The 21729-nt window shown below is 65.6% G+C and carries 16 protein-coding genes; 9 read left to right on the plus strand and 7 right to left on the minus strand.

The window, feature by feature from the left end:
* Nucleotides 1-4 precede the first annotated feature (4 nt).
* The 4 genes from HNP46_RS14420 to HNP46_RS14435 are packed head-to-tail and all read right to left on the minus strand — an operon-like array spanning nt 5 to nt 3207.
* Nucleotides 5-1162, minus strand: coding sequence for an amidase (locus tag HNP46_RS14420; RefSeq protein ID WP_184590016.1), 1158 nt, complete (start codon nt 1160-1162; stop codon nt 5-7).
* Complete coding sequence (locus HNP46_RS14425) at nt 1159-1659, minus strand: nuclear transport factor 2 family protein (protein ID WP_409372437.1); 501 nt, start codon at nt 1657-1659, stop codon at nt 1159-1161. Before HNP46_RS14425 ends, HNP46_RS14420 begins: the two co-directional genes overlap by 4 nt.
* 3 nt (nt 1660-1662) lie before the next feature.
* Nucleotides 1663-2034 (minus strand): hypothetical protein, encoded by a 372-nt coding sequence (locus tag HNP46_RS14430; RefSeq protein ID WP_017516776.1) that lies wholly within the window; start codon nt 2032-2034, stop codon nt 1663-1665.
* A gap of 30 nt (nt 2035-2064) precedes the next feature.
* Nucleotides 2065-3207, minus strand: coding sequence for an acyl-CoA dehydrogenase family protein (locus HNP46_RS14435; protein ID WP_184590018.1), 1143 nt, complete (start codon nt 3205-3207; stop codon nt 2065-2067).
* 212 nt (nt 3208-3419) lie between these two features.
* Between HNP46_RS14435 and HNP46_RS14440 the strand changes: the two genes are divergently transcribed.
* Nucleotides 3420-4895, plus strand: a complete 1476-nt coding sequence (locus tag HNP46_RS14440; protein WP_184590020.1) for an ATP-binding protein — start codon at nt 3420-3422, stop codon at nt 4893-4895.
* Nucleotides 4896-5567: 672 nt separating this feature from the next.
* On the opposite strand, the gene panB is transcribed toward HNP46_RS14440, so the two are convergent.
* Nucleotides 5568-6398, minus strand: coding sequence for a 3-methyl-2-oxobutanoate hydroxymethyltransferase (gene panB / locus HNP46_RS14445; protein ID WP_184590023.1), 831 nt, complete (start codon nt 6396-6398; stop codon nt 5568-5570).
* Between the two features lie 86 nt (nt 6399-6484).
* Between panB and HNP46_RS14450 the strand changes: the two genes are divergently transcribed.
* The 6 genes from HNP46_RS14450 to HNP46_RS14475 all read left to right on the plus strand — a co-directional run bounded on the left by HNP46_RS14450 (nt 6485) and on the right by HNP46_RS14475 (nt 13796).
* Nucleotides 6485-7279, plus strand: a complete 795-nt coding sequence (locus tag HNP46_RS14450) for an AraC family transcriptional regulator (RefSeq protein WP_184590025.1) — start codon at nt 6485-6487, stop codon at nt 7277-7279.
* A 705-nt stretch (nt 7280-7984) separates the two neighbouring features.
* A complete protein-coding gene (locus tag HNP46_RS14455) occupies nt 7985-8437 on the plus strand; it encodes a BRO-N domain-containing protein (protein ID WP_184590027.1) in 453 nt (150 codons plus the stop codon).
* A gap of 309 nt (nt 8438-8746) precedes the next feature.
* Complete coding sequence (locus HNP46_RS14460; RefSeq protein WP_184590029.1) at nt 8747-9328, plus strand: fimbrial protein; 582 nt, start codon at nt 8747-8749, stop codon at nt 9326-9328.
* Between the two features lie 50 nt (nt 9329-9378).
* A complete protein-coding gene (locus HNP46_RS14465) occupies nt 9379-10098 on the plus strand; it encodes a fimbrial biogenesis chaperone (RefSeq protein WP_184590031.1) in 720 nt (239 codons plus the stop codon).
* A 105-nt stretch (nt 10099-10203) separates the two neighbouring features.
* Nucleotides 10204-12702, plus strand: a complete 2499-nt coding sequence (locus HNP46_RS14470; RefSeq protein ID WP_184590032.1) for a fimbria/pilus outer membrane usher protein — start codon at nt 10204-10206, stop codon at nt 12700-12702.
* Between the two features lie 101 nt (nt 12703-12803).
* Nucleotides 12804-13796: a fimbrial protein gene (locus HNP46_RS14475; protein ID WP_184590034.1), complete on the plus strand. Its 993-nt coding sequence runs from the start codon at nt 12804-12806 to the stop codon at nt 13794-13796.
* Between the two features lie 51 nt (nt 13797-13847).
* Here HNP46_RS14475 and HNP46_RS14480 read toward each other — a convergent pair whose 3' ends face one another.
* Both HNP46_RS14480 and HNP46_RS14485 read right to left on the minus strand, forming a co-directional pair.
* Nucleotides 13848-17042 carry an ATP-binding protein gene (locus HNP46_RS14480; protein WP_184590036.1) on the minus strand — a complete coding sequence of 1065 codons (3195 nt, stop codon included), beginning with the start codon at nt 17040-17042 and terminating at the stop codon, nt 13848-13850.
* Nucleotides 17042-17665 (minus strand): response regulator, encoded by a 624-nt coding sequence (locus HNP46_RS14485; RefSeq protein WP_184590038.1) that lies wholly within the window; start codon nt 17663-17665, stop codon nt 17042-17044. Before HNP46_RS14485 ends, HNP46_RS14480 begins: the two co-directional genes overlap by 1 nt.
* Before the next feature lie 317 nt (nt 17666-17982).
* Between HNP46_RS14485 and metE the strand changes: the two genes are divergently transcribed.
* Nucleotides 17983-20280: a 5-methyltetrahydropteroyltriglutamate--homocysteine S-methyltransferase gene (gene metE / locus HNP46_RS14490; protein WP_184590040.1), complete on the plus strand. Its 2298-nt coding sequence runs from the start codon at nt 17983-17985 to the stop codon at nt 20278-20280.
* Nucleotides 20281-20949: 669 nt separating this feature from the next.
* Nucleotides 20950-21714: a precorrin-6A synthase (deacetylating) gene (gene cobF / locus HNP46_RS14495; protein ID WP_184590042.1), complete on the plus strand. Its 765-nt coding sequence runs from the start codon at nt 20950-20952 to the stop codon at nt 21712-21714.
* Nucleotides 21715-21729: the final 15 nt, after the last annotated feature.

Consider the following 21729-nt stretch of genomic DNA (forward strand, 5'->3'; position numbering starts at 1 on the left):
CTCCTCATGCCGATTTCTTATGTTTTTGCGCAGGCCGCGTGGCAGCCAGGCTGTGTTCGAGTTGCGCGCCGAAGGCGCACACATGTTCGTCGTCGCCCTTGCGGCCGACGATCTGCAGGCCGACTTTCAGCCCGCCGCAATCCAGTTCCACCGGCACCGTCAGCGCCGGGTGTCCGCTGAGGTTGAAAGGCCGTACCAGGGGCGTCATGCCGGCTACGGACTTGCCGTTGCGCGCATCAGTCAGCAGCGGCGGCAGGTCGGGCATGGTCGGCAACAGCAGGACTTCGAAGTCCTCCAGCGCGGCGTCGATGGCGCGGGTGAAGTGCTCGCGTACCTTCTCCGCCTCGGCGCGCTCGGCGTCGGTGGTGCGGCTGGCCAGCAGCAGGCGCTGCTCGACGTCGGCGCCGACCAGGCCCTTGCCGGTAAAGCCCTGATAGGCCGCCCAGTTCTCGTGGTTGATCACCACCAGCCCGGCCTGGAAGGCCGCCTCGAACTCGCCGAGGAACAGGTGGCTGCGGCGCCAGCCGGCGCGGTCGGCGGCAGCGCCCAGGCAAGCCTGGATGTGCGGCGCCGACGGCACTTCGAGGAAGGCCACGCGGGCGCCCTCGCCCGGCATCTGCACGCTGCCGAAACCGGGGCAGATGACCTGCATGGCGGCGATCAGGTCGGCCATGTTGGCCGCAAACGGACCGACGCAATCCAGGCTGCTCTGCGCCGGATGCACGCCGTCGCGGCTGACACGGCCGAAGGTCGGCTTCAGGCCGGCGATACCGCAGCAGGCCGCCGGCACGCGTACCGAGCCACCGGTGTCGGTGCCCAGGGCGATGTCCGCCAGGCCGGCGGCGACGGCAGATGCCGAACCGCTGGAGGAGCCACCCGGCACGCGATCAGGCGCCATCGGGTTGATCGGCGTGCCGGTCCAGTCGTTGATGCCGGTGACGCCGAAGGCCAGTTCGTGCAGGTTGGTCTTGCCGACGATCTGCCAGCCGGCATTCAGTACGGCATCGACCACCAAGGCATTGCGCTCGGCCGGCGCAGCATCAGCCAGCGCACGGGTGCCGCAACGGGTCGGGTAGCCGGCGATGTCGATGCTGTCCTTGACCGCAACACGCTTGCCGCCTCCATTGCCGCCCAGGAGAAATTCACTGACGAAGGTGCTCATGCCCGGCTCTCCTCGGCGCGGCCCAGCAGACGCTGGGACAGGCGCTGGGTACGGAAGTGGCTGATCTGCCAGCGCCCGTCGATCTCGCGGAAATCGATGTCCAGGCGCGTGCCGAACAGTTCGCTGTGGCCCTCGGCATAGGTCGAGAGCTGCTGCATGATCCATTGCCCGCGCGCGGTGCGGCCGTCGACGCGGATCGACTCGCTGGTGAGGAAGTGCAGGTTCAACGTGAAGTGCGGCGACGGCGGCAGGTAGCCGTAGACGAACGCGGCAATCGCCTCGCGGCCCTGGTGATGGCCGAAGGTCTGCGCGGTGGAGGTGCCGATGCCCTCCCACACCGCGTCCTCGCTGAACAGCTCGGCCAGCTCGCTCATCGCCACCGGCGCGTGCGGCACGTCGCAGAGGTCCATGTAGCGGGCCATCAGCCGGCGCACCTGGCTTTCCCCTTCGAGGGTCTCCAGGCGGCGGTTCAGCTCGGCCATGCTCAGGCTGCTCATGGCTCAGGTCCGCGCAGCTTCGGGGATGGTCAGCGGACGGCCGATGCGCGCCTCGACCTTGGCGTACTTCCACAGGCTGTACTCGCCCACCGGGGTGGTGCGGAACAGGTTGCAGGCGTCGATCACGGTCTGGTGGCAATCCACGTCGGCCATGATGTAGACGGTCCACGGCGAGGTGGTGGACGGACCGACCATCAGGCGGTCGTCATCCAGCACGCCGAGCACGTTCATGCCCGGCAGCGCGCCGAGGTCGCTCATCATCTGCGAGAAGCCCTTCCACACGGTGATGCCTTCACCGGTGGGCAGGTCGAAGAACGGCTGGGCGATACCGATGCAGAACAGTACGCGCAAGGGTTCGGTGGTCGGACGGGTCATGGTTCGGGTCCTTGTTCTTATGGGTTTGAATCAGATGTATCCGGGGAACGGCGGCACATCGAGCAGCACCGCGCCGGCGCCGTCGTACATGCCATCGCTCAAGAAGGCGTGCTGGGTGACCACCATGGCGTCGCGCAGGTAGCGCTGCAGCGGGTGGTTGAGGTAGATCGCCGTGGTACCGGCCAGGCTGTAGGCGCGGCGTACCACGTCGGCGCCGGCGCGGGACACGTGCACAGCAGCCAGACGCAATTGGCTGACCTGCTCGGGCGTCACGGCGTTGCCGGCGAGGATGGATTCCCAGACGGTCTCGGTGGCGTCGTAGAAGAACCCGCGCGCGGCCTGCAGCTCGGCCTCGGCCTTGCCGATCTCGATGCGTACATAAGCGCGGTCGCCCAGCTTGGGCGCACCGGTCACGCCGCTGGACGAGGCCATGCGGGTGATCTCGTCCAGCGCCGCGCGCGCCAGGCCGAGGTTGACCACGGCCAGCACCTGGGCGGCGTAGGCGATGGTCGGGTAGCGGTACAGTGGCTCGTCGATGTTCGATTCGCCGCCGCGGATGAAGGTCCAGTCGTCGGCGACGAAGGCGTTGTCCAGCTTCAGGTCGTGGCTGCCGGTGCCCTTGAGGCCGACCACGTTCCAGTTCTCGACGATCTCCACGTCCCGGGCACGCAGCAGCGCGGTGCGTGGCTTGCCACCGGGGCCGCCGATGCCGATGCCGACGCCGAGCACGTCGGCGCCCTTGCAGCCGCTGGCGAACTTCCAGGTGCCGCTGACGCGCCAGCCGCCTTCCACCTGGGTGGCCGGCTGGATCGGGAACAGGCCGCCGGCGAACACCAGGTCCGGGCCGTCGGCATAGAGTTCGGCCAGGGTATGGCGCGGCAGCGCGGTTAGGTAGGTGCTGGCGCTGCCGAAGCTGGCGACCCAGCCGGCGGAGCCGTCGGCCTCGGCGATGCGCTCGACCAGGCGGAGGAACTGAGCCGGCGGCAGCGCATCACCGCCGAAGCATTTCGGCGTGGCGGCGCGGTAGATGCCCACGTCGCGGAAGCGTTCGATCATGTCGCGCGGCACGTGAGAGCGGCTGTCGAACTCCTCGCGGCGCTGGCGGACTTCATCGAGCACGCGTTGGAACTGGCCGTCCGCATCGAGCGGTTCGGCGAGGGCGGCACGCAGCATGGCGTCATCTCCGGTTGTTCTTGTAGGGCCGGCCCGTTCGATGCGGGCCGGTCGTCGTTGGGGCCAGTGTATGAACCGCCCTGCCCGCCCAACTATTGGGGCGTGCAGCCCCATGCCTAAAGAAATCCCCTAGTCGGCGCCGGGTTACTCCGCAGTCCCTTCGCGCTACGCTGCGCGGTATAAAGACGCCACTGCTTACCGAGACAAAGCCGATGTTCCAGCCCCAGCCCGACGACTTCCTCGCCCTGCTCCAGGCCATGCCGCTGTGCGTGATCCTCCACGATGCGCAGACCAAGGAAATCCTCTGGGCCAACCACGCAGCGCTGGCCGTGCTCGGCTTCACCCTGGAAGAGCTGGTGCCGCTGAAGGCCCCGGACATGACCGCCAACGCCCCGCAGTACCGCCGCTCGGTCGGCCTGCGCTGGCTGGAAGGCGCCGCGCGCACCGGCCAGCGCACCATCGAGTGGTGCTATCGCTCCAAGCAGGGTGTGGAGATTCTTTCCGAAGCGGTCGCCACCCGCGTCCACCTGCAGGAGCGCGACGTGCTGATGGTGCAGTTCCGCGATATCTCGAAAGAGAAGCAGGTTGAGCGCGACCTGCAGCGTTTCGAGAGCCGCCTGAAGGCCTTCATGCAGGACCTCGCCGAAGGCGTGGCGGTGCTGGATGCCGACGGCAACCTGCGCTTTCTCAGTGAATCCGCCCTGCCCCTGCTGGGCGGTAGCCAGGACGACTGGCTGGCGCACAACTTCCTCGGCCGCTGCGACAGCGCCACCCGCCCGCGCCTGGAGCACCACCTGGCCATGCAGCCGCCGAGTCGCGAGCCTTATTCCGTCAGCTACCAGCTGCAGCGCCTGGACGGCGAATGGCGCTGGCACCACGCGACCTGCCGCTACATCGAGATCGAGGACGACCTGGTCGGCCACCTGCTGCTGTTCCGCGACGTCACCGAGCAGGTCCGCGCCGCCCAGGCGCAGCGCCAGAGCGACCAGAAACTGGAATACCTGGCGCGCTACAACGCCATGGGCGAGATGGCCCTGGCGATTGCCCACGAACTCAGCCAGCCGCTGGCAGCCACGCGCAATTTCATCGAGGGCGCGCTGATCCGCCTGGACCGCGAGCAGAAAGCCGAAGCCTCTGCCGCCTGGGGCCTGGACAGCGCAGTACGGCAGATCGAACACGCCTCGCTGATCATCAAGAGCGTGCGCGAATACGTGGTGAAGCTGGAGCAGGCGGAGCAGCGCATCGACCTCAACGAACTGCTGGGCGAGACGCTCTACTTCATCACCCTGAAGGCCCAGCCGAGCAATGTGAGGGTGGAGCTGGAGCGCTGCGCAGAACCGCTGTGGGTGAGCTGCGAGAAGGTGCTGGTCGGCCAGGTGATTCTCAACCTCGCGTTCAACGCCATCGAGGAGATGCTCAACCTTCCCGAAGAGCGCCGCCTGCTGCGCATTCGCACATCCTGCGAAGCGAACAGTGCGCGGCTGTCGGTCCTCGACCAGGGCCGGGGTATCGATGCGGGCGCCCAGGAGAGGCTGTTCGACGGTTTCTTCACGTCGAAGGTCAGCGGCAACGGCATTGGTCTGGCGCTGTGCCAGAGCATCGTCTCGCGGCACCGCGGGGATATCTGGGCGCAGAATGTCGAGCCCTGCGGGGCGATGTTCTGTTTCGAGTTGCCGTTGGCGCAGTGATTTCCAGCACTGCTTGACCCTGTAGGCGCGGGCCATGCCCGCGATCTGCTGGCAGGACCGGCGATTGCAGGCCAGCTCCGGCTTTCCCGGTTACGTAGGAGCGGACTCCGTCCGCGATGCTCTTGCTTGTAGTTGGGTGTTCCAGCGTCGCTTCGGCACGCGCGTAGACTCTGTGTTTCGCCCCCTCGGGCGACCTCCTTTGGCAAACGACGGATGGCCGCCCCACCCAAAGGAGGCAAAGGTCTTCGCCCCTGCCATCCGGCTTTTCGCTTCGCGAAAAGTACCCTCAGTTCCTCGCAGTTCCAGGGGCCCGCTGCGAAGGGCCATCCCTGGCCCATCGCAGCTCTCGCGACATCCATGTCGCTCAACCCCTGGAACTCCGATCACCTTCGGCCTCCTGATAGGGGCACTCCGGAGCGTGCGGATGTTTCGCTGGAAATCCTCAAAAGCCAGATCAAGAGCCAGAGCCAGCATCAATCTGCGAACGTAGGGCGCATAACCCGGAACGGGTTATCCGCCGCCTGCCTCCCGGCGGATAACGCTGACGCGTTTTGCGCCCTACGGTCCGTGCAATGCGGTTCGCGAGCAGGCTCGCTCATACAGGCTGGACATCTGCGTGCTCTTCGTAGGAGCGAGCTTGCTCGCGAACCGTACGGCACCTCCGTGATGACCTCACGCCGCACCAGACGGCATCCCGAAGCAATGCCGCCCCTGCGGAAACTCCCGCCCGCGCACCTCACGGGCGAAGCGCTCGGCCGCCGCGCCGATCAATTGGTCCACCCGCACGTACTGCTCGGCAAAGCGCGGAATCTGTTCCCCGGAGAGCCCCAGCATGTCCTCCGTCACCAGCACCTGCCCGGCGCAGGCCGGTGAGGCGCCGATTCCGATCACCGGGATCTCCAGGCGCTCGCAGACCTGCCGCGCCAACGGTTCCAGCACGCCCTCCAGCACCACGCTGAAGGCACCGGCGGCGGCCACCGCCTCGGCGTCGCGCAGCACCTGTGCGGCGCCCGCCTCTTCCTTGCCCTGCACCTTGAAGCCACCGAGGGTATTGAGCTTCTGCGGCATCAGGCCGACATGGGCCATTACCGCAATGCCGCGCTCGACGAGAAAGGCGATGGTCGGCGCCATCTCCGCCCCGCCTTCGAGCTTCACCGCCTGCGCACCGCTTTCGGCCAGCACCCGCGCCGCGCTGAGGAAGGCCTGCTGCGGTGAGGCCTGGTAGCTGGCGAACGGCAGGTCCACCACTACGCAGGCGCTCTGCGAGCCGCGCACCACGGCAGCGCCGTGGGCGATCATCATGTCCAGGCTCACTGCCAGGGTATGCGGCATGCCGTAGAGCACCATGCCCAGCGAGTCGCCCACCAGCAGCACATCCACGTGGGGATCGAGCAGGCGCGCCATGGGAGCCGAGTAAGCAGTCAGCACGACCAGGCTGCCAGGATCGCGGCGGTTGCGGATGTCCAGGGTGGACAGGCGGGGTTGCGGACGATGAACACTCATGGGAATCCCCTTCTTCGGGCTGGCATTGGACGGGGAAGACGCTAACATCGGCCTTCCATGACCCACTTCCGCAAGAGAGACAAGCTATGCCGCCGAAGGGACAGGATCCGCTCGACCTTCCCGGTTTCACCAGTCTGCCCCGGCCCGTCTGGCTGCGCGCCTTCGATATGCCCGCCGGGCACCGCGTGGAGCCGCATTCGCATCCCTGGGGCCAGCTGATGTACGCCGCCAGCGGCGTGCTGGAAGCCACCACCGAACAGCACGCCTGCGTGATTCCGCCGCGCCGGGCGATGTGGCTACCGGTGGGTGTGGCGCACAGCGTGCGGGCGCGCACCGCGGTGGTGTTCCGCAGCTTCTACCTGATCCCGGAAATCGCCGCGCAACTGGGCCCGTGCCGGGTCCTGGAGATTTCCCCGCTGCTGGACAACCTGATCCAGCGCGCCAGCGAATTCGGCCCCGACTACCCCGACGAAGGCCCGCACGCCCGCCTCATGCAGGTGCTGGTGGATGAGCTGCACAACGCCCCGGACTCCGGCCTCGACCTGCCGCTGCCGCGCGACTCGCGGCTGCGCCGGGTGACCGACCACCTGCAGGAATACCCAGGCGAACGCATGAGCATCGAGGACTGGGCACACCGCGTGGGCGCCTCGCGACGCACCCTGGCGCGGCTGTTCCGCGACGAGACCGGCCTGTCCTTCCGCGAATGGCGCGAGCGTGTACGCCTGCTGGCGGCGCTGCCAAGGCTGGAGCGTGGCGAGCCGGTAACGCTGATCGCCGGCGAGCTCGGCTATGAATCCACTTCGGCCTTCATCGAGCTGTTCCAGCGCCAGCTCAATACCTCGCCCGGCGCCCTGGCGCGGCAGATGCGTAGTGCGCAGTAGCCGCTCTCAGCAAGCAGCACACGCGCAGGTAATCCGCTTGTGGGACGGGTGTTGGGCATTCGCGAGCAAGGACCAGGCGTTCCCCTCGGTCCTACAGAACCGTAGGGCGTATAACCCGGAACGGGTTATACGCCGCATGCCGACGGCGGATAACGCCTGAGGCGTTATGCGCCCTACTACTGCTCCGGACAGCATGGGTATCGCTTCGCTCCACACCATCCTACGTGGGTGATCCGCTGGCGGGATGGGTGCTAGGCATTGGCGAGCAAGGACCAGGCGTCCCCCTCGGTCCTGCAGACTCGTAGGACGGATAACCCGGAACGGGTTATCCGTCGCATGCCGACGGCGGATAACGCCTGCAGCGTTATGCGCCCTACTGCGAGAAATCTCCCACCGGCAAACCGCCTTGTGGGCTTACAAGGCCCCTCGCTAGATTGCGCCGCGTCACGGTCAATCCCGTGACCGGGTTTGGTGACCCAGAGGCTACTGGCGCGATTGCGCCGAAGGTGCGTACGGAAACTGCGAAGCGTTTCTGTAGGACCCCGTGCGAATGCAGATTAAGCTGCACCGCTTCCATGGCGGATCGCATGGGGAGGCCTTCGGGCCTGCCGGTTCCAGTACCCGGTTCACCAACCTCATGCGGTCCGCCTCCATCTGCTTGGTGACAGATGGCGGCGGCTCCTAACCTCGTGCTGGAGCAATGCCATGGACGCCCTAACCGCTACAACCTTCCTGCGCCACAACCGCCCCTTGCGCGGAGTATTGATCGACAACCAGCCCTGGTTCGTCGCCTGCGACTTCGCCCGCCTGCTCGGCCTGCACCATCCCAACGTACTGGCCCAGCGCGTGGAGCCGCACGAGGTGCGCCATATCAGGCTGCTTGACCACGGCGGCGGCGAACACCGCGCTGAAGTCCTTAACGAACCCGCGCTGTACAAGGCCCTGCTGCGCTTCGCCAACCCGGAAACACGCCAGCTGGGCCGCTGGCTGCACGAAGAAGTAATTCCGCTGCTGCGCGACCAGCACCAGAACGAAGGCCACTATCCCCGCCGGCTGCTGATGAACTGGTGCGCCCGCCGCGTGACCTTGCTGGATTGGCAGGGGGAGCTGTGGGTGCCGTGGGAGCAGATTCCGTACTTCAGCGAAGTGAAGAACTGAAGCCAACAGAACAGCTGGTCTGAATATCAAGTCATGTGCATTGCCTTACTTGATATTCAGCGGCACTATCCACGGCGCCGAAGTTACCACCGCACTGCGTAAAACCAAGAATAAGAAACGTCTTATTGCCCGCAATCCCAGCAAATCAGCGCTTCTACGAAATCCCTGCAAAGTATCAACTCAAGAAATTTCTTGCCCCACGCCAAGTTTCACCTTGTGGTCATTGTTTAGCGAGCTACTTAACATTTCCCGGCGCTCCAGATGGGGCCATTTGTTAATGCTAAACACTCCTCAAGGACATAAGTTTCAATGAAAGCTTTCAAACTTCTGCTGCTGACTTCCGCCATGACCGCTCTGGCCGGCAACGCCCTGGCCGCCGATGGCACCATCAACTTCACCGGTGAAATCATCGCCGCTTCCTGCAAGGTCGGCGCCAACACCGGCGCCGTCGTGGGTGGCGACGTGGGCCATCAGACCGTCGACGTCAAGCTGGGCAAGGTCAGCGCGGACTCCATCTCGGGTACCGCAGGCGGCGGCATCGCTGCCGGCACCAACATCAGCCTGAGCCTGGATTGCGGCGCCACCGGCAAGGACCTGAGCAACGTCAAGCTGGCCTTCGACCCGGCTTCGGGTTCGGGCCTGGACCTGAAGAACAACTCCCTGCTCAAGGTCACCGGCGGTGCCGGCGGCGTGGGTATCGGTCTGTACAACGACCAGAACCAGCTGATCAACCTGGCGGCCAACGAAGGCTACACCGGCGAGATCGTCAAGGAAGCCGACGACAGCTACAAGGCCACCCTGAACCTGCGCGCCGGCTATGTGGCCAACGGCGACACCATCGTTCCGGGCGCGGCCAACGGCACCCTGCCGTTCACCCTGTCCTACGAATAAGCCCTGCCCGCGGGGGCGCAACGCCCCCGCTCTATTTTCGCGAGCCGATGATGAAAGCCTCCAATCTCCTGTGCTTCAGCCTGCTGCTGGGGCTCTCTGCCTTTTCCAGTTCCAGCCCGGCCGGCATCCAGGTCGGTGGCACGCGCGTGGTGTTCCCCGCCAGCAGCCGCGAGGCCTCCATCCAGGTGCGCAACGAGGGCAGCGAAGACATCATGATCCAGTCCTGGGTCGAGCCGGCGCCAGAGGCCAAAGGGTCCCCCGTGCCCTTCGCCATTACCCCGTCCCTGGCGCGCCTGGGCGGCAAGCAGCAGCAGATGCTGCGCATCTTCTACCAGGGCAAGGGCCTGCCCGAAGACCAGGAGTCGGTGTTCTGGCTGAGCGTGCAGGAGATTCCGCAGGTCGCGGAGGACTCCAACAGCCTGCAGATCGCCTTCCGCCAGCGCCTCAAACTGTTCTATCGGCCGCACCATCTTCCCGGTACGGCGGAAGAAGCGGCGAAGAACCTGAACTGGAACTTCCTCAATGAGGCCGGGCAACCGCTGCTACTTGCCGCCAACCCTTCGGTATTCCATGTTTCCCTGGCCAAGATAAAAGTCGTCGCGGACAACAAGGAATACTTCGCCGACGCCAGAATGCTCAACCCAAGAGGCACGGCAAAGTTCAAATTGAAAGGACTTCCCAGTTCATTTCGCGGCACTGCCCAAGTGCACTGGCAGTCGATCAATGATTACGGCGGACTGGTCGATCACCAGGCGCCAGTGAACTTCTAAGTACTCACTACTTATTGAATTTCTCTCCTTGGGAATCATGGCCCCGGGATATTCCCTGCACAGGAAGGTGCTGTCTTGGACTTGCGTTTACTCCACTGCCGACCGATGAAAACTTCCAAGTTGAATTCCCCTGCCCGCTTGTCCTGCCTGGCCGCCGCCAGCCTGCTCGGCTCCAGCGACCTGGCCGCGGCGCAATTCAACCCGATGTTCCTGCAGGACAAGGGCTCGGCGGTGGACCTGCGCTATTTCGAGCAGAACAACGGCGTGGTGCCCGGCACCTACAGCGTCGACCTGTACCTGAACCAGCGCCTGGACCGGCGCCAGGAGATCAGCTTCCGTACCGATAGCGAGGCCGAGCACGCCGACGCGCAACCGTTGCTGCCGCTGGGCCTGCTGCGCGAGATGGGCGTGAACATCGAGCGCCTGGTGCACGAAGGCATCGTTGCGCCCGACAGCGCCGACGACGAGCCGGTGTACCTGCTGCGCATCGAGGGCGCGGCGGTGCAATACGACGCCAACAAGCTCGCGTTGTTCGTCGATGTGCCGCAGGCCTATATCCAGCGCCGTTCGCGCGGTTACGTCGACCCTTCGCTGTGGGACGAAGGCATCACCGCGGCGTTCACCAACTACCAGGCGAACTTCAACCGCAACAGCGGCGATGGCTATTCCAGCGACTACGGCTACCTGGGCCTGCGCAACGGCCTGAACTTCGGCCTGTGGCGCCTGCGCAACGACTCGTCGATCAGCCAGGGCACCGGCATGACGCGCTCCTTCTCCAGCAACCGCACCTACCTTGAGCGCGATGTCAGCTCGCTCAAGGGCCGCTTCGCCCTGGGCCAGCTGTTCAGCAACGGCGACATCTTCGACAGCAGCCGCTTCAAGGGCGTGCAGCTGAGCTCCGACCTGGGCATGCTGCCCGACAACGAAGTCGGTTACGCGCCGGTGGTGCGCGGCATCGCCGAGACCCACGCGACGGTGGAAGTCCGCCAGAACGGCTACGTGATCTATTCGACCACGGTGTCGCCGGGCGCCTTCGAGATCCACGACATCTACCCCAGCGGCTCGAATGGCGACATGGAAATCACCATCATCGAGTCCGACGGGCGCGAGCGTAAGTACACCCAGGCCTATTCCTACCTGCCGGTGATGACCCGCCGCGGCAACTTCCAGTACAGCCTGTCGGCCGGCCAGTACGACAGCGATGGCGCGCCCTCGCCCAACCTGCTGCAGGCCACTGCGGTCTATGGCACAACCGACAACCTGACGACTTACGGCGGCGTGCTCAGTGCCGAGCGCTACAACGCGCTCAACCTGGGCGTGGGCGTCAACTCGGCGCTGGGCGGCATGTCGGTGGACGTCACCAACAGCCGTTCGAATGCCGGCCACGGCCGCTCCAACAGCGGGCAGAGCGTGCGCTTCCTCTATTCGAAGACGCTCAACGCCACCGACACCACCTTCACCATGGCCGGCTATCGCTACTCGACCTCCGGCTACCGCACCCTCGCCGAGCACATCGACGAGCTGGACTACCAGGACCGCGACGGCTACGCCGGCGGCCGGCCGAAGAACCGCCTGGACCTCAACGTCAACCAGACGCTGGGCAATGGCTCGGTGTTCCTCAGCGCCGGCGAGACCGACTACTGGAACCGCGGCGGCAGCATGCGCCGTCTGCAGATGGGCTACAGCGGCACCTACCGCGACGTCAGCTACAGTGTTTCGGCCTCGCATACCCAGGACGCGGGGCGCTCCGGCGGCTCGGACAACCAGTTGGCAGTGTCCTTCAGCGTGCCGTTCGGCTCCCGTGCGCGCTCCCATCGCCTGTACAGCAGCGCGACCAAGTCCAACCGTGGCGATACCGATCTGCAGGCCGGCGTTTCCGGCTACCTGGACGATGCCGGCGCCCTGGCCTACAGCGCCCAGGCCGGGCGCTACGGCCACGAGCAGTCGGGCAGCGTCGGCCTGAGCTGGGACGCGCCGTCGAGCAAACTCGCCGGCAACTATTCGAAGTCCGGCGACTCGCGGCACATCGACCTGACTGCCGCCGGGGTAGTGGTGGCGCACAGCGACGGGGTGACCTTCGGCCAACCCGTGGGCGAGACCTTCGCACTGGTCGAGGTGCCGGGCGTGAAGAACGTCGGCCTGGAAAACGCCACCGCCCGCACTGACAGCGCCGGCTACACCATCGAGGGCTACGTACAGCCCTACCGCTACAACTGGATGAACCTCGATACCCAGACCCTGGGCAGCGACGTGGAAGTCAGCGACACCTCGCAGCAGGTAGTGCCGCGCCGCGGTGCAGTGGTCAAGGCGCGCTTCGCCGCGGCTTCCGGCCGCCGCGTGCAGTTCGTCCTGCGCCTGGCCGACGGCGCCACCCTGCCCTTCGGTGCGCAACTGCTGGATGAGAAGGACAACCTGCTGGCGGTGGTGGACAACCAGTCCCGCGCCCTGGTGTTCGGCATCCCCCAGCAAGGCTGGCTGAAAGTGCGCTGGGCGGCCGGTGGCTGCTCGGTGCCCTACAAGTTGCCCGAGCCCGACGCGACCCTGGTGTACGACGAAGTCAAGGCGATCTGTGGCGTGCAGCCCCAGCCGGCGCCGAAATCCTGATCGGGCGCGAACGCGCCCACCCTTTCCCCGAGCAGGCCACGTTCCTGCTGGACGACCGGCACAGGCGACTTGCGTCGCCCAGCCGGCAATGGAGTCCTGAGATGAAACTGACGGTACTGGCCCTGGCCACCACCTGCGCCGCCCTGGCCCTGAACACCGCCCAGGCGGCGAACCCGGACAATTGCTACTGGAACACTGGCAGCTCCGGTTCGAACAAGCGCTTCTTCTCCATGGTCGCTCCAGCAAAAATGGAGCTGAAGAAGGTCTCCGTCGGCGGGACGCTGGCCACGTCCTCCCCGGCCACCATCCACAACGAGATCTGGCAGATCAAGTGCCCCTACCCAGCCACACCCCGCTACTCCGGCGAATACTACGTCGTCGGCGCCGAACTGGTTGAAGGCTACACGGACGTCTACAAGACCGGTGTCGCCGGTATCGGCGTCCGCGTTCGGGGCACGGTGGGCAACACGACCTACACCGTGCCGATGGCCCTGGGCCATGCGAACGCGGATCGCACTTACATCAACACGATCAAATCAGTGCAACTCGAATACATCCGCACGGCCCGGGACGTCGCCCAGGGCACAGCCGTCATGAACTTCCGCATCGAGCAGGACATCAACGGCTGGGAAGCCGCACAGATCAGCGTCAGTGGCAGCACCGTGCTGGAGAACGAGAATTACTTTTCCGGCTGTGCCGGGGTCGAGATGCTCACGGTTCCCCTGGGCCGCGTGGCCCAGGGCGAAATCGGCAAGGTACGCAAGCCGTTCAACCTGGACGTGATCTGCTCCGGCCTGCCAGCGGGCACGCAGATTCCGGTGAAGGTCTATTTCGAAGGCGATTCCAATGGGCCGGGCCGCCTGAACCTCGTGCCCGGTGGCGCGAAAGGGGTGGAGATTTCCCTGGAGAACGACAGCGGTACGCTGCTGCCCTTTTCCAAAGGCGGCGCGCTGTCGATGCAATGGCAGCACAGCGAACCTGGCGGAGAGGTCTACCGCCTGCCGATCAGCGCCGGCTATGCGCGCAAGGGCTCGGAGAAACCCGAAGCTGGAGTGGCGAACGCCACGCTGAACTACATCATCGATTACGACTGATTCCAGGCCGGGGCAAATCCCCGGCCTTTTTCGTTCAGGCCGACAAGGGCTTCAGGCGCCCCGCAGCGACTGACTGATGGTCACCAACAGGTCATCCAGTTCCTGCACCGCTGCCGCTATCGCTTCACGGTCGCCTTCAGCACAAAGGTCTTCCACCTCCACGCAGCGCTCCAGCAAACCCTGGTGATTGAGCAGGTAAGCGGTGCCCTTGAGCTTGTGGGCGATGCGCCGTACTTCGACCACATCCGCCTCTGCCAGTGCACGACGCAGAGCTGCCTGCTCGGTGTCGTTGCTGCGCACCACCTGCGCGGCCATGGCCGAGCGGATGTCGCTGGTGGGTGAAGCGTTCGCCGCTGCCCGCGCCTGCTCCTCGCCGTACAGCGGAATCAGGCGATTGAGCGCCGCGAGGTTGATCGGCTTGGCCAGGGCGTGGTCCATGCCGGAGTCGCGGCAACGCTCCAGCTCCTCGCGCTGGGCATCGGCGGTGAGGCCGATGATCAGGCACGGTCGCAGCCCCTGCGTCTGTTCCAGGCGGCGGATGCTGCGGGTCAGTTCATGGCCGTCCATCTCCGGCATGTTGCAGTCGGTGATGACGGTGTCGATCTCCTGTTCCTGCCAGATCGCCAACGCCTCCAGGCCGTTGCTGGCACTCAGCACACGGTGACCGAGGTAGCTGATCTGCTGGTAGAGCAGGTACTGGCTGGGCAGGTGGTCCTCGACGATGAGCACAGTCATCGGCCCTCTCACCTCCGGCGCAGTCTGGTCGGAAGCAGCTGCGCGCGGCCGAACCTGTTCGGCGATTACACGCTCCAGTTCGACGCTGAAGGTCATCCGAGTCCCCTGACCCACTTCGCTGTACGCCTTCAGCTCACCGCCCATCAGCAGACAGAGCGCCTGGCTGATGGCCAGCCCCAGGCCGGCGCCGGCATTGGGGTCGTTGACCGCGCCGTCGACCACGAAGAAGGGTTTGAACACCTGGTCCAGCTGGGCCGCAGGAATCCCCGCGCCGCTGTCGCTGACGCTGACTACGAAACGCAGCGCCGAGTCGCCGTGGGGCTCTACCGCACACTGCAGCTGCACTTCGCCGCGCTCGGTGAACTTGATCGCGTTGCTCACCAGGTTGGAAACGATCTGCTTGACCTTGACCCCATCGACCCAGACCTGTTCGCCGGCCAGGGCATCGATGTCGAGTCGCAGCTTGAGCTGCTTCTGTCGTGCCAGGCCGGAGAACACGTTGCCCACCGATTCGAGCAGGTCCTGCATGCGCGCCGGTTCCGGCACCAGGCTCAGCTTGCTCGACTCGATGCGCGAGATGTCGAGGATGTCGCCAATCAAGGCCAGCAGGCTGATCGCGGATTCGTAGGCGATGTGCACCGACTGGGCGTTCAGTTCGGGATCGTCGCGACGCGTCAGCACCAGTTCGAGCATGCCGATGATGGCGTTGAGCGGCGTGCGGATTTCGTGGCTCATGGTAGCGAGGAATACCGATTTGGCGCGGCTGGCCTTCTCCGCCGACTCCTTGGCGACCTGCAGCTCGTCGAGCAGCAACTGGCGCTGGGCGAGGTCCTGGCGCTTGCGCTGGATGCGCCGACGCTGCATGAAGATCAGCAGGCCAGCCACCAGCAGCAGCACGCCGAGCACCTCGAAGGAGCGCCAGATATAGCCCGCCACGCCTTCCCAGTACTTGTCGTCGGTGGCCGAGTTGGCGCGCCAGCGCCCGGTGATCTGCAGGTACTGCCGGGGCTGGATTTCGGTCATTGCCTGGTCGAGGATGGCGATCAGCATGGCCTGGTCCCGCGGTGCTGCGAAGACGATGCGCGCGCCCACGCCTTCGAGCATGCCGCCGATCTTCAGGCTGTTCTCGTACTTGTAGGACAGGTAGTAGCGGGCGACATTGGCCGGCGCCAGCACCATGTCCGCCTCGCCGTCACGGACCTGCTTCAAGGCCTCGCCGACGGTATCGATCTCGAGGATGCGCGCCTTGGGATAACGGCCGGCCAGGCGCTCGCGCGAGAGGTAGCCACGGGGCACCGCCACCCTGAATTCGCCCTGTTGCAGGCGCTGCAGGTCGTCGGCCTGGCGGATCACGTAAAGGTACGGCGCAGTGGACAGTGCCCGCGAATGCAGCAATGGCGATGCGCTCAGGTCGCTGTCCGGGAGGACACTGAGCGTCGCCTCGCCCTTCGCCAGTTGCGCAGCGGCTTCGCTCAGCGAGCTGACGCGGGTGATCTCGAAGCGCAGGCCGGTCTTGCGGCGGATCAGGTCGAGCAGGTCCGAGGCGATGCCATTGAAGCGCCCCCGGCTGTTGAAGAAAGCGTAAGGCGCCAGGTCTTCGCTGACTGCCAGCTTCACCCGCGGCGCCTGCGCCAGCCAGGCGCGTTGCGCTTCGCTCAGGCTGCCGCGGAAAGCGTTCGGGTCGCAGTTCCGGGTATCGCCCCAGACGTCCTGCGCCGAGAGTACCTGGCAGCGGTTGAGCCCACCCAGCGCGCGCTGGAGGATGCCGGCGAGTACTGTCTGCCCCGGCGCCGTGGCGAAACCCAGGTCGATCTCCGGCAACTGCGCACTCTGGTTCACCACCAGCTGGTTGCTGAACAGCTGGCTGGACAGGTAATGGGTGGAAAAGGTATCGCCGAGGTAGACATCGGCTTCGCCGGTCAGCACCGCCGCCATGGCCGCCAGGGGCGAGTCGAAGTCTTTCAGGATGCCCAGGCCGCCGCGGCGCAGATAGAGATCGCGGGCGCTGTCATGGGCTACCGCGATGCGGGTCTGCGGATCGCGCGTGCTGTACTCGCGCAAATCCCCACCTTCCGAAAACAGCGACAGCTCCGTGCGCGCAAAGGGCGGCGTCAGATCCAGGCCCTGCTCTTGCGCCTCAACAACGGTGGCACTGGCAAGCAGGTCGATCTGCCCGGCATGCAAAGCCGCGTAGGCCGACTGCGCCGAATCGAAGGTGCGCACGCGGATCGGCACGCCCAGTTCGCGCTGCAGGGCCACCAGGTAATCCGCCGCGATGCCTTCGAAGCCGTGCTCCTCGGTGAAGATCCGGTAAGGCGGAAACACGTCCCGGCGGACGCCGACCCACAGCTCGCCCCGCTGCCGCAGCCAGTCGCGCTCGGCTGCAGTGAGTTGCACCTTCAGTTCGTTCAGCGGTTGCCGTGCCCGTGGCTGCAAGTCCTCCGCCCAGGCCGACGCCGAGGTCAGCAGCATCAGCAGAAGCAGGACCAGGCGCGTCAGCGGCGCGACCATCAGATCAGCTTGTTCTGGCGGGCGATATTGGCGAGGTCGACGACCGAAGACACAGCCAGCTTGGTCTGGATGTTGATCTTGTGGCCGCTCACCGTTTTCGAACTCAGGTGCAGCTTGTCGGCGATCTCGCGGTTGGACTGCCCCTCGGCCAGCAGCTTGAGGATTTCCAGCTCGCGATCGGTCAGCTCGCTGAGATCGCCCTCCGCCGAGGCTGCGGTGTTGCTGTGGAAAGGAATGGCATCCCGGGGGAAGAACACATAGCCGTCGACGATCGTCTCGATGGCCTTCAGCAGTTGCCCGGCCGGCTCGCTCTTGCTGACAAAGCCGGCAGCGCCCGCCTGCAGGCAACGCATGGCGTAGGAGTCCTTGAGCTGCGCGGTGTACACCAGCACGCGGGTATCGAGCCGCTCGCGGGTGATGCGCTTGAGCACCGAGAGACCGTCCATCTTCTCCAGGCCGATGTCGAGGACGACGATCTCCGGTCGCAGCGACTCGATCAGGCGCAACGCCTCGACGCCATCGGCGCACTCACCCGCCACTTCATGGCCGAGGGATTCCAGCGCCTGGCGGATCGCCTGGCAGATCAGGGGGTGGTCATCGACGATCAGCGCACGTTTGCTCATGAATCCGGGCCTTGAAGAAGTGGGAGGAGCCGGCGCATCCGGCTGGGCCTGGCGAGTGGAAGTATGGTCGGATTTCCTTACCAGGAGAGGATCATTTCCTACTCGCCGTAGAGAAAATTTTGCAGGAAATCCGTTCTTTCGACTGCCAGTCATCCGCTGCCTCAGCGCAAGACTCACCTTGATCTGGCTCGAGACATTTCTTGATTCGCCCACCTCATCATGAGGAAAACTTGTTTTCATCACGAGAACATTGAGTTTGTCTCATGAAGCGCTCACCCCGAAAATCTCGCCATCGTTGATTCAATGGAGAGATTCCCATGGCACTGGCACACAACCTCGGCTTCCCCCGCATCGGTCGCGACCGCGAGCTGAAGAAGGCCCAGGAAGCCTTCTGGAAGGGCGAACTGGACGAAGCCGGCCTGCGTGCCGTGGGCCGCGAACTGCGCGCCGCCCATTGGCAGGCGCAGAAGGATGCCGGCATCGAGCTGCTGCCGGTGGGCGACTTCGCCTGGTATGACCAGGTGCTGACCCACTCGCTGACCTTCGGCGTGATCCCCGAGCGCTTCCGCGCCCATGGCGAAGCGAAGCCGACCCTGCAGACCCTGTTCGCCATGGCGCGGGGTGTCAGTGCTGGCTGCTGTGGCGCTCACGCACAAGAGATGACCAAGTGGTTCGACACCAACTACCACTACCTCGTCCCCGAATTCACCGCGGACCAGCAGTTCGAGCTGAGCTGGGAACAGCTGTTCGAAGAGGTCGATGAGGCCAAGGCCCTGGGCCACGCGGTGAAGCCGGTGGTGATCGGCCCGCTGACCTACCTCTGGCTGGGCAAGACCAAGGGCCAGGAGTTCGACAAGCTCGACCTGGTGGAGCGCCTGCTGCCGCTCTACGGCCAGATTTTCCGGCGCCTCGCCGCGCAGGGCGCGGAGTGGGTGCAGATCGATGAGCCGATCCTCGCCCTGGACCTGCCGCAGGACTGGAAGAACGCCTTCGAGCGCACCTACAACCTGCTGCAAAGCGAACCGCTGAAGAAGCTGGTGGCCACCTATTTCGGCGGCCTGGACGACAACCTGGGGCTGGCCGCCGGCCTGCCGGTGGACGGCCTGCACCTGGACCTGGTGCGCGCGCCGGAGCAGTTCCCGAGCATCCTCGACCGCCTGCCGGCCTACAAGATCCTCTCCCTGGGCGTGGTCAACGGCCGCAACGTCTGGCGCTGCGACCTGGAGAAGGCGCTGGACGTGCTGCGCTATGCCCATGAGCGTGTCGGTGAGCGCCTGTGGGTCGCGCCGTCCTGCTCGCTGCTACACAGCCCGGTGGACCTGGAGCGCGAAGACAAGCTGGATGCCGAGCTGAAAAGCTGGCTGGCCTTCGCCGTGCAGAAATGCGCCGAAGTCGCCCTGCTCGCCCGCGCCGTCAATGAGCCCGAGGCGCCGCAGGTGATCGCGGCGCTGGAGCAGAGCCGCGCCGTACAGGCCAGCCGCGCCGCCTCTCCGCGCATCCACAAGCCCGCGGTGCAAGCCCGCCTCGCCGCCGTGAAGGCTACCGACAGCCAGCGCCAGTCGCCCTTCGCCGAACGCATCGGCCAGCAGCGCGCCGGCCTCAACCTGCCGGACTTCCCCACCACCACCATCGGCTCCTTTCCGCAGACCTCGGCCATCCGCCTGGCGCGCCAGGCCTTCAAGCAGGGCAAGCTGAGCGCCGCCGACTACACCGAGGCGATGCACAGCGAGATTCGCCACGCCGTGCAGATCCAGGAAAACCTCGGATTGGACGTGCTGGTGCACGGCGAAGCCGAGCGCAACGACATGGTCGAGTACTTCGCCGAGCAACTCGACGGTTACCTGTTCACCCGCTTCGGCTGGGTGCAGAGCTACGGTTCGCGCTGCGTGAAGCCGGCGGTGATCTTCGGCGACCTGAGCCGCCCGAAAGCCATGACGGTCGAGTGGATCAAGTACGCCCAGAGCCTCACCGGCAAGGTGATGAAGGGCATGCTGACCGGCCCGGTGACCATGCTGATGTGGTCCTTCCCGCGCGAGGACTTGCCCCGCGAGGTGCAGGCGCGCCAGCTGGCCTTGGCGATCCGCGACGAAGTGGTGGACCTGGAAGCCGCCGGCATCCGCATCGTGCAGATCGACGAAGCCGCCTTCCGCGAAGGCCTGCCGCTGCGCCGCAACGACTGGGGTCGCTACCTGGACTGGGCCACCGAGGCCTTCCGCCTGTGCGCCAGCGGCGTGCGTGACGAAACGCAGATCCACACCCACATGTGCTACAGCGAGTTCAACGACGTGATCGAGTCCATCGCCGCCATGGATGCCGACGTCATCACCATCGAGACCTCGCGCTCGGACATGGAGCTGCTGGAAGCCTTCGAGAAGTTCGAGTACCCCAACGAGATCGGCCCGGGCGTCTACGACATCCACTCGCCGCGGGTGCCGGGCAAGGACGAGATGGTCAAGCTGCTGCGCAAGGCCGCCCAACGCATTCCCGCCGAGCGCCTGTGGGTCAACCCCGACTGCGGCCTGAAGACCCGCGCCTGGCCGGAGACCGAAGCGGCGCTGGTCAACATGGTCGCGGCGGCCCGCGAGCTGCGCAGGGATGTCGCGCTGCTGGGTTGAGCGCCGTTCGATGAGGTCCCGTAGGGCGGATAACGCTCCAAGCGTTATCCGCCGTGGAATCATCGACATGGCGTTGAAACATCGCGGACAGAGTCCGCTCCTACGGAAGTGGTCGCGCCCGTAGGAGCGGACTCCGTCCGCGATCGGTATCCGCCCGCAGCGCACTATCGGCGCGGGTCATGTCCGCTTTTGCGAGCCGCGGCCCTCCGGCAGCACGTAGGGCGCATAACGCCCCAAGTGTTATCCGCCGTGGAATCATCGGTATGGCGTTGAAACATCGCGGACAAAGTCCGCTCCTACGGAAGTGGTCGCGCCCGTAGGAGCGGACTCCGTCCGCGATGGGCATCCGCCCGCAGCGGAATTTCGGCGCGGGTCATGTCCGCTTTTGCGAGCCGCGGCCATCCGGCAGCACGTAGGGCGCATAACGCCCCAAGCGTTATCCGCCGTGGAATCATCGGCATGGCGTTGAAACATCGCGGACAGAGTCCGCTCCTACGGAAGTTGCCACGCGCGTAGGAGCGGACTCCGTCCGCGATCGACATCCGCCCGCAGCGTAATATCGGCGCGGGTGATGCCCACTATGCGGGCCGCGGCCATCCGGCAGGTGAGCCCAGCGTCCAACCGGGGTAATCTGCAGGCCTTCCCAACCACCGGCACGCAGGCCCTCGCATGAAACAGCTGCTCATCATCGGCATCGGCGCCGGCGATCCCGAATACCTGACCGTCCAGGCGATCAACGCGATGAACCGCGCGGACGTCTTCTTCCTGATGGACAAGGGCAGCAGCAAGGACAAGCTGATCCAGCTGCGCCGCGACATCCTCCAGCGCTACGTCACCGCCCCCGATTACCGCATCGTCGAAGCCGACAGTCCCGAGCGCGTGCGCGAAGGCGACTACGCCGGGCAGGTGCGCGACCTCAATGACGCCAAGCAGCAGGTCTTCGAGCGCCTGATCGACCAGGAGCTGCAGGACGGTGAATGCGGCGCCTTCCTGGTCTGGGGCGACCCGTCGCTGTACGACAGTACCCTGCGCATCCTCGACGCCATCCTGCGCAGCGGCCGCGTGCAGTTCGACTACCAGGTGATCCCCGGCATCACCAGCGTGCAGGCCCTCGCCGCGCGCCACAGGGTGCCGCTGAATGCCATCGGCCAGTCGGTGCAGATCACTACCGGCCGGCGCCTGGCCGAGGGCTTCCCGGACAATGCCGAAAGCGTTGTGGTGATGCTCGACGCCGAGGACACCTACCGTCAGCTGGACGACCCGCAGCTGGAAATCTGCTGGGGCGCCTACGTCGGCACAGCGGATGAAATCCTGCGAAGAGGACGCCTGAGCGACGTCGCCGGGGAAATCCAGCGCGTGCGCCGCGAGGCCCGCGACGCCCATGGCTGGATCATGGATACCTACCTGCTCAGACGCCTGCCCAAAGACGAGTGAGCGCATGAAAAACGC

The sequence above is a fragment of the Pseudomonas nitroreducens genome (genome assembly GCF_014204515.1).
Classification (GTDB): domain Bacteria; phylum Pseudomonadota; class Gammaproteobacteria; order Pseudomonadales; family Pseudomonadaceae; genus Pseudomonas; species Pseudomonas nitritireducens_A.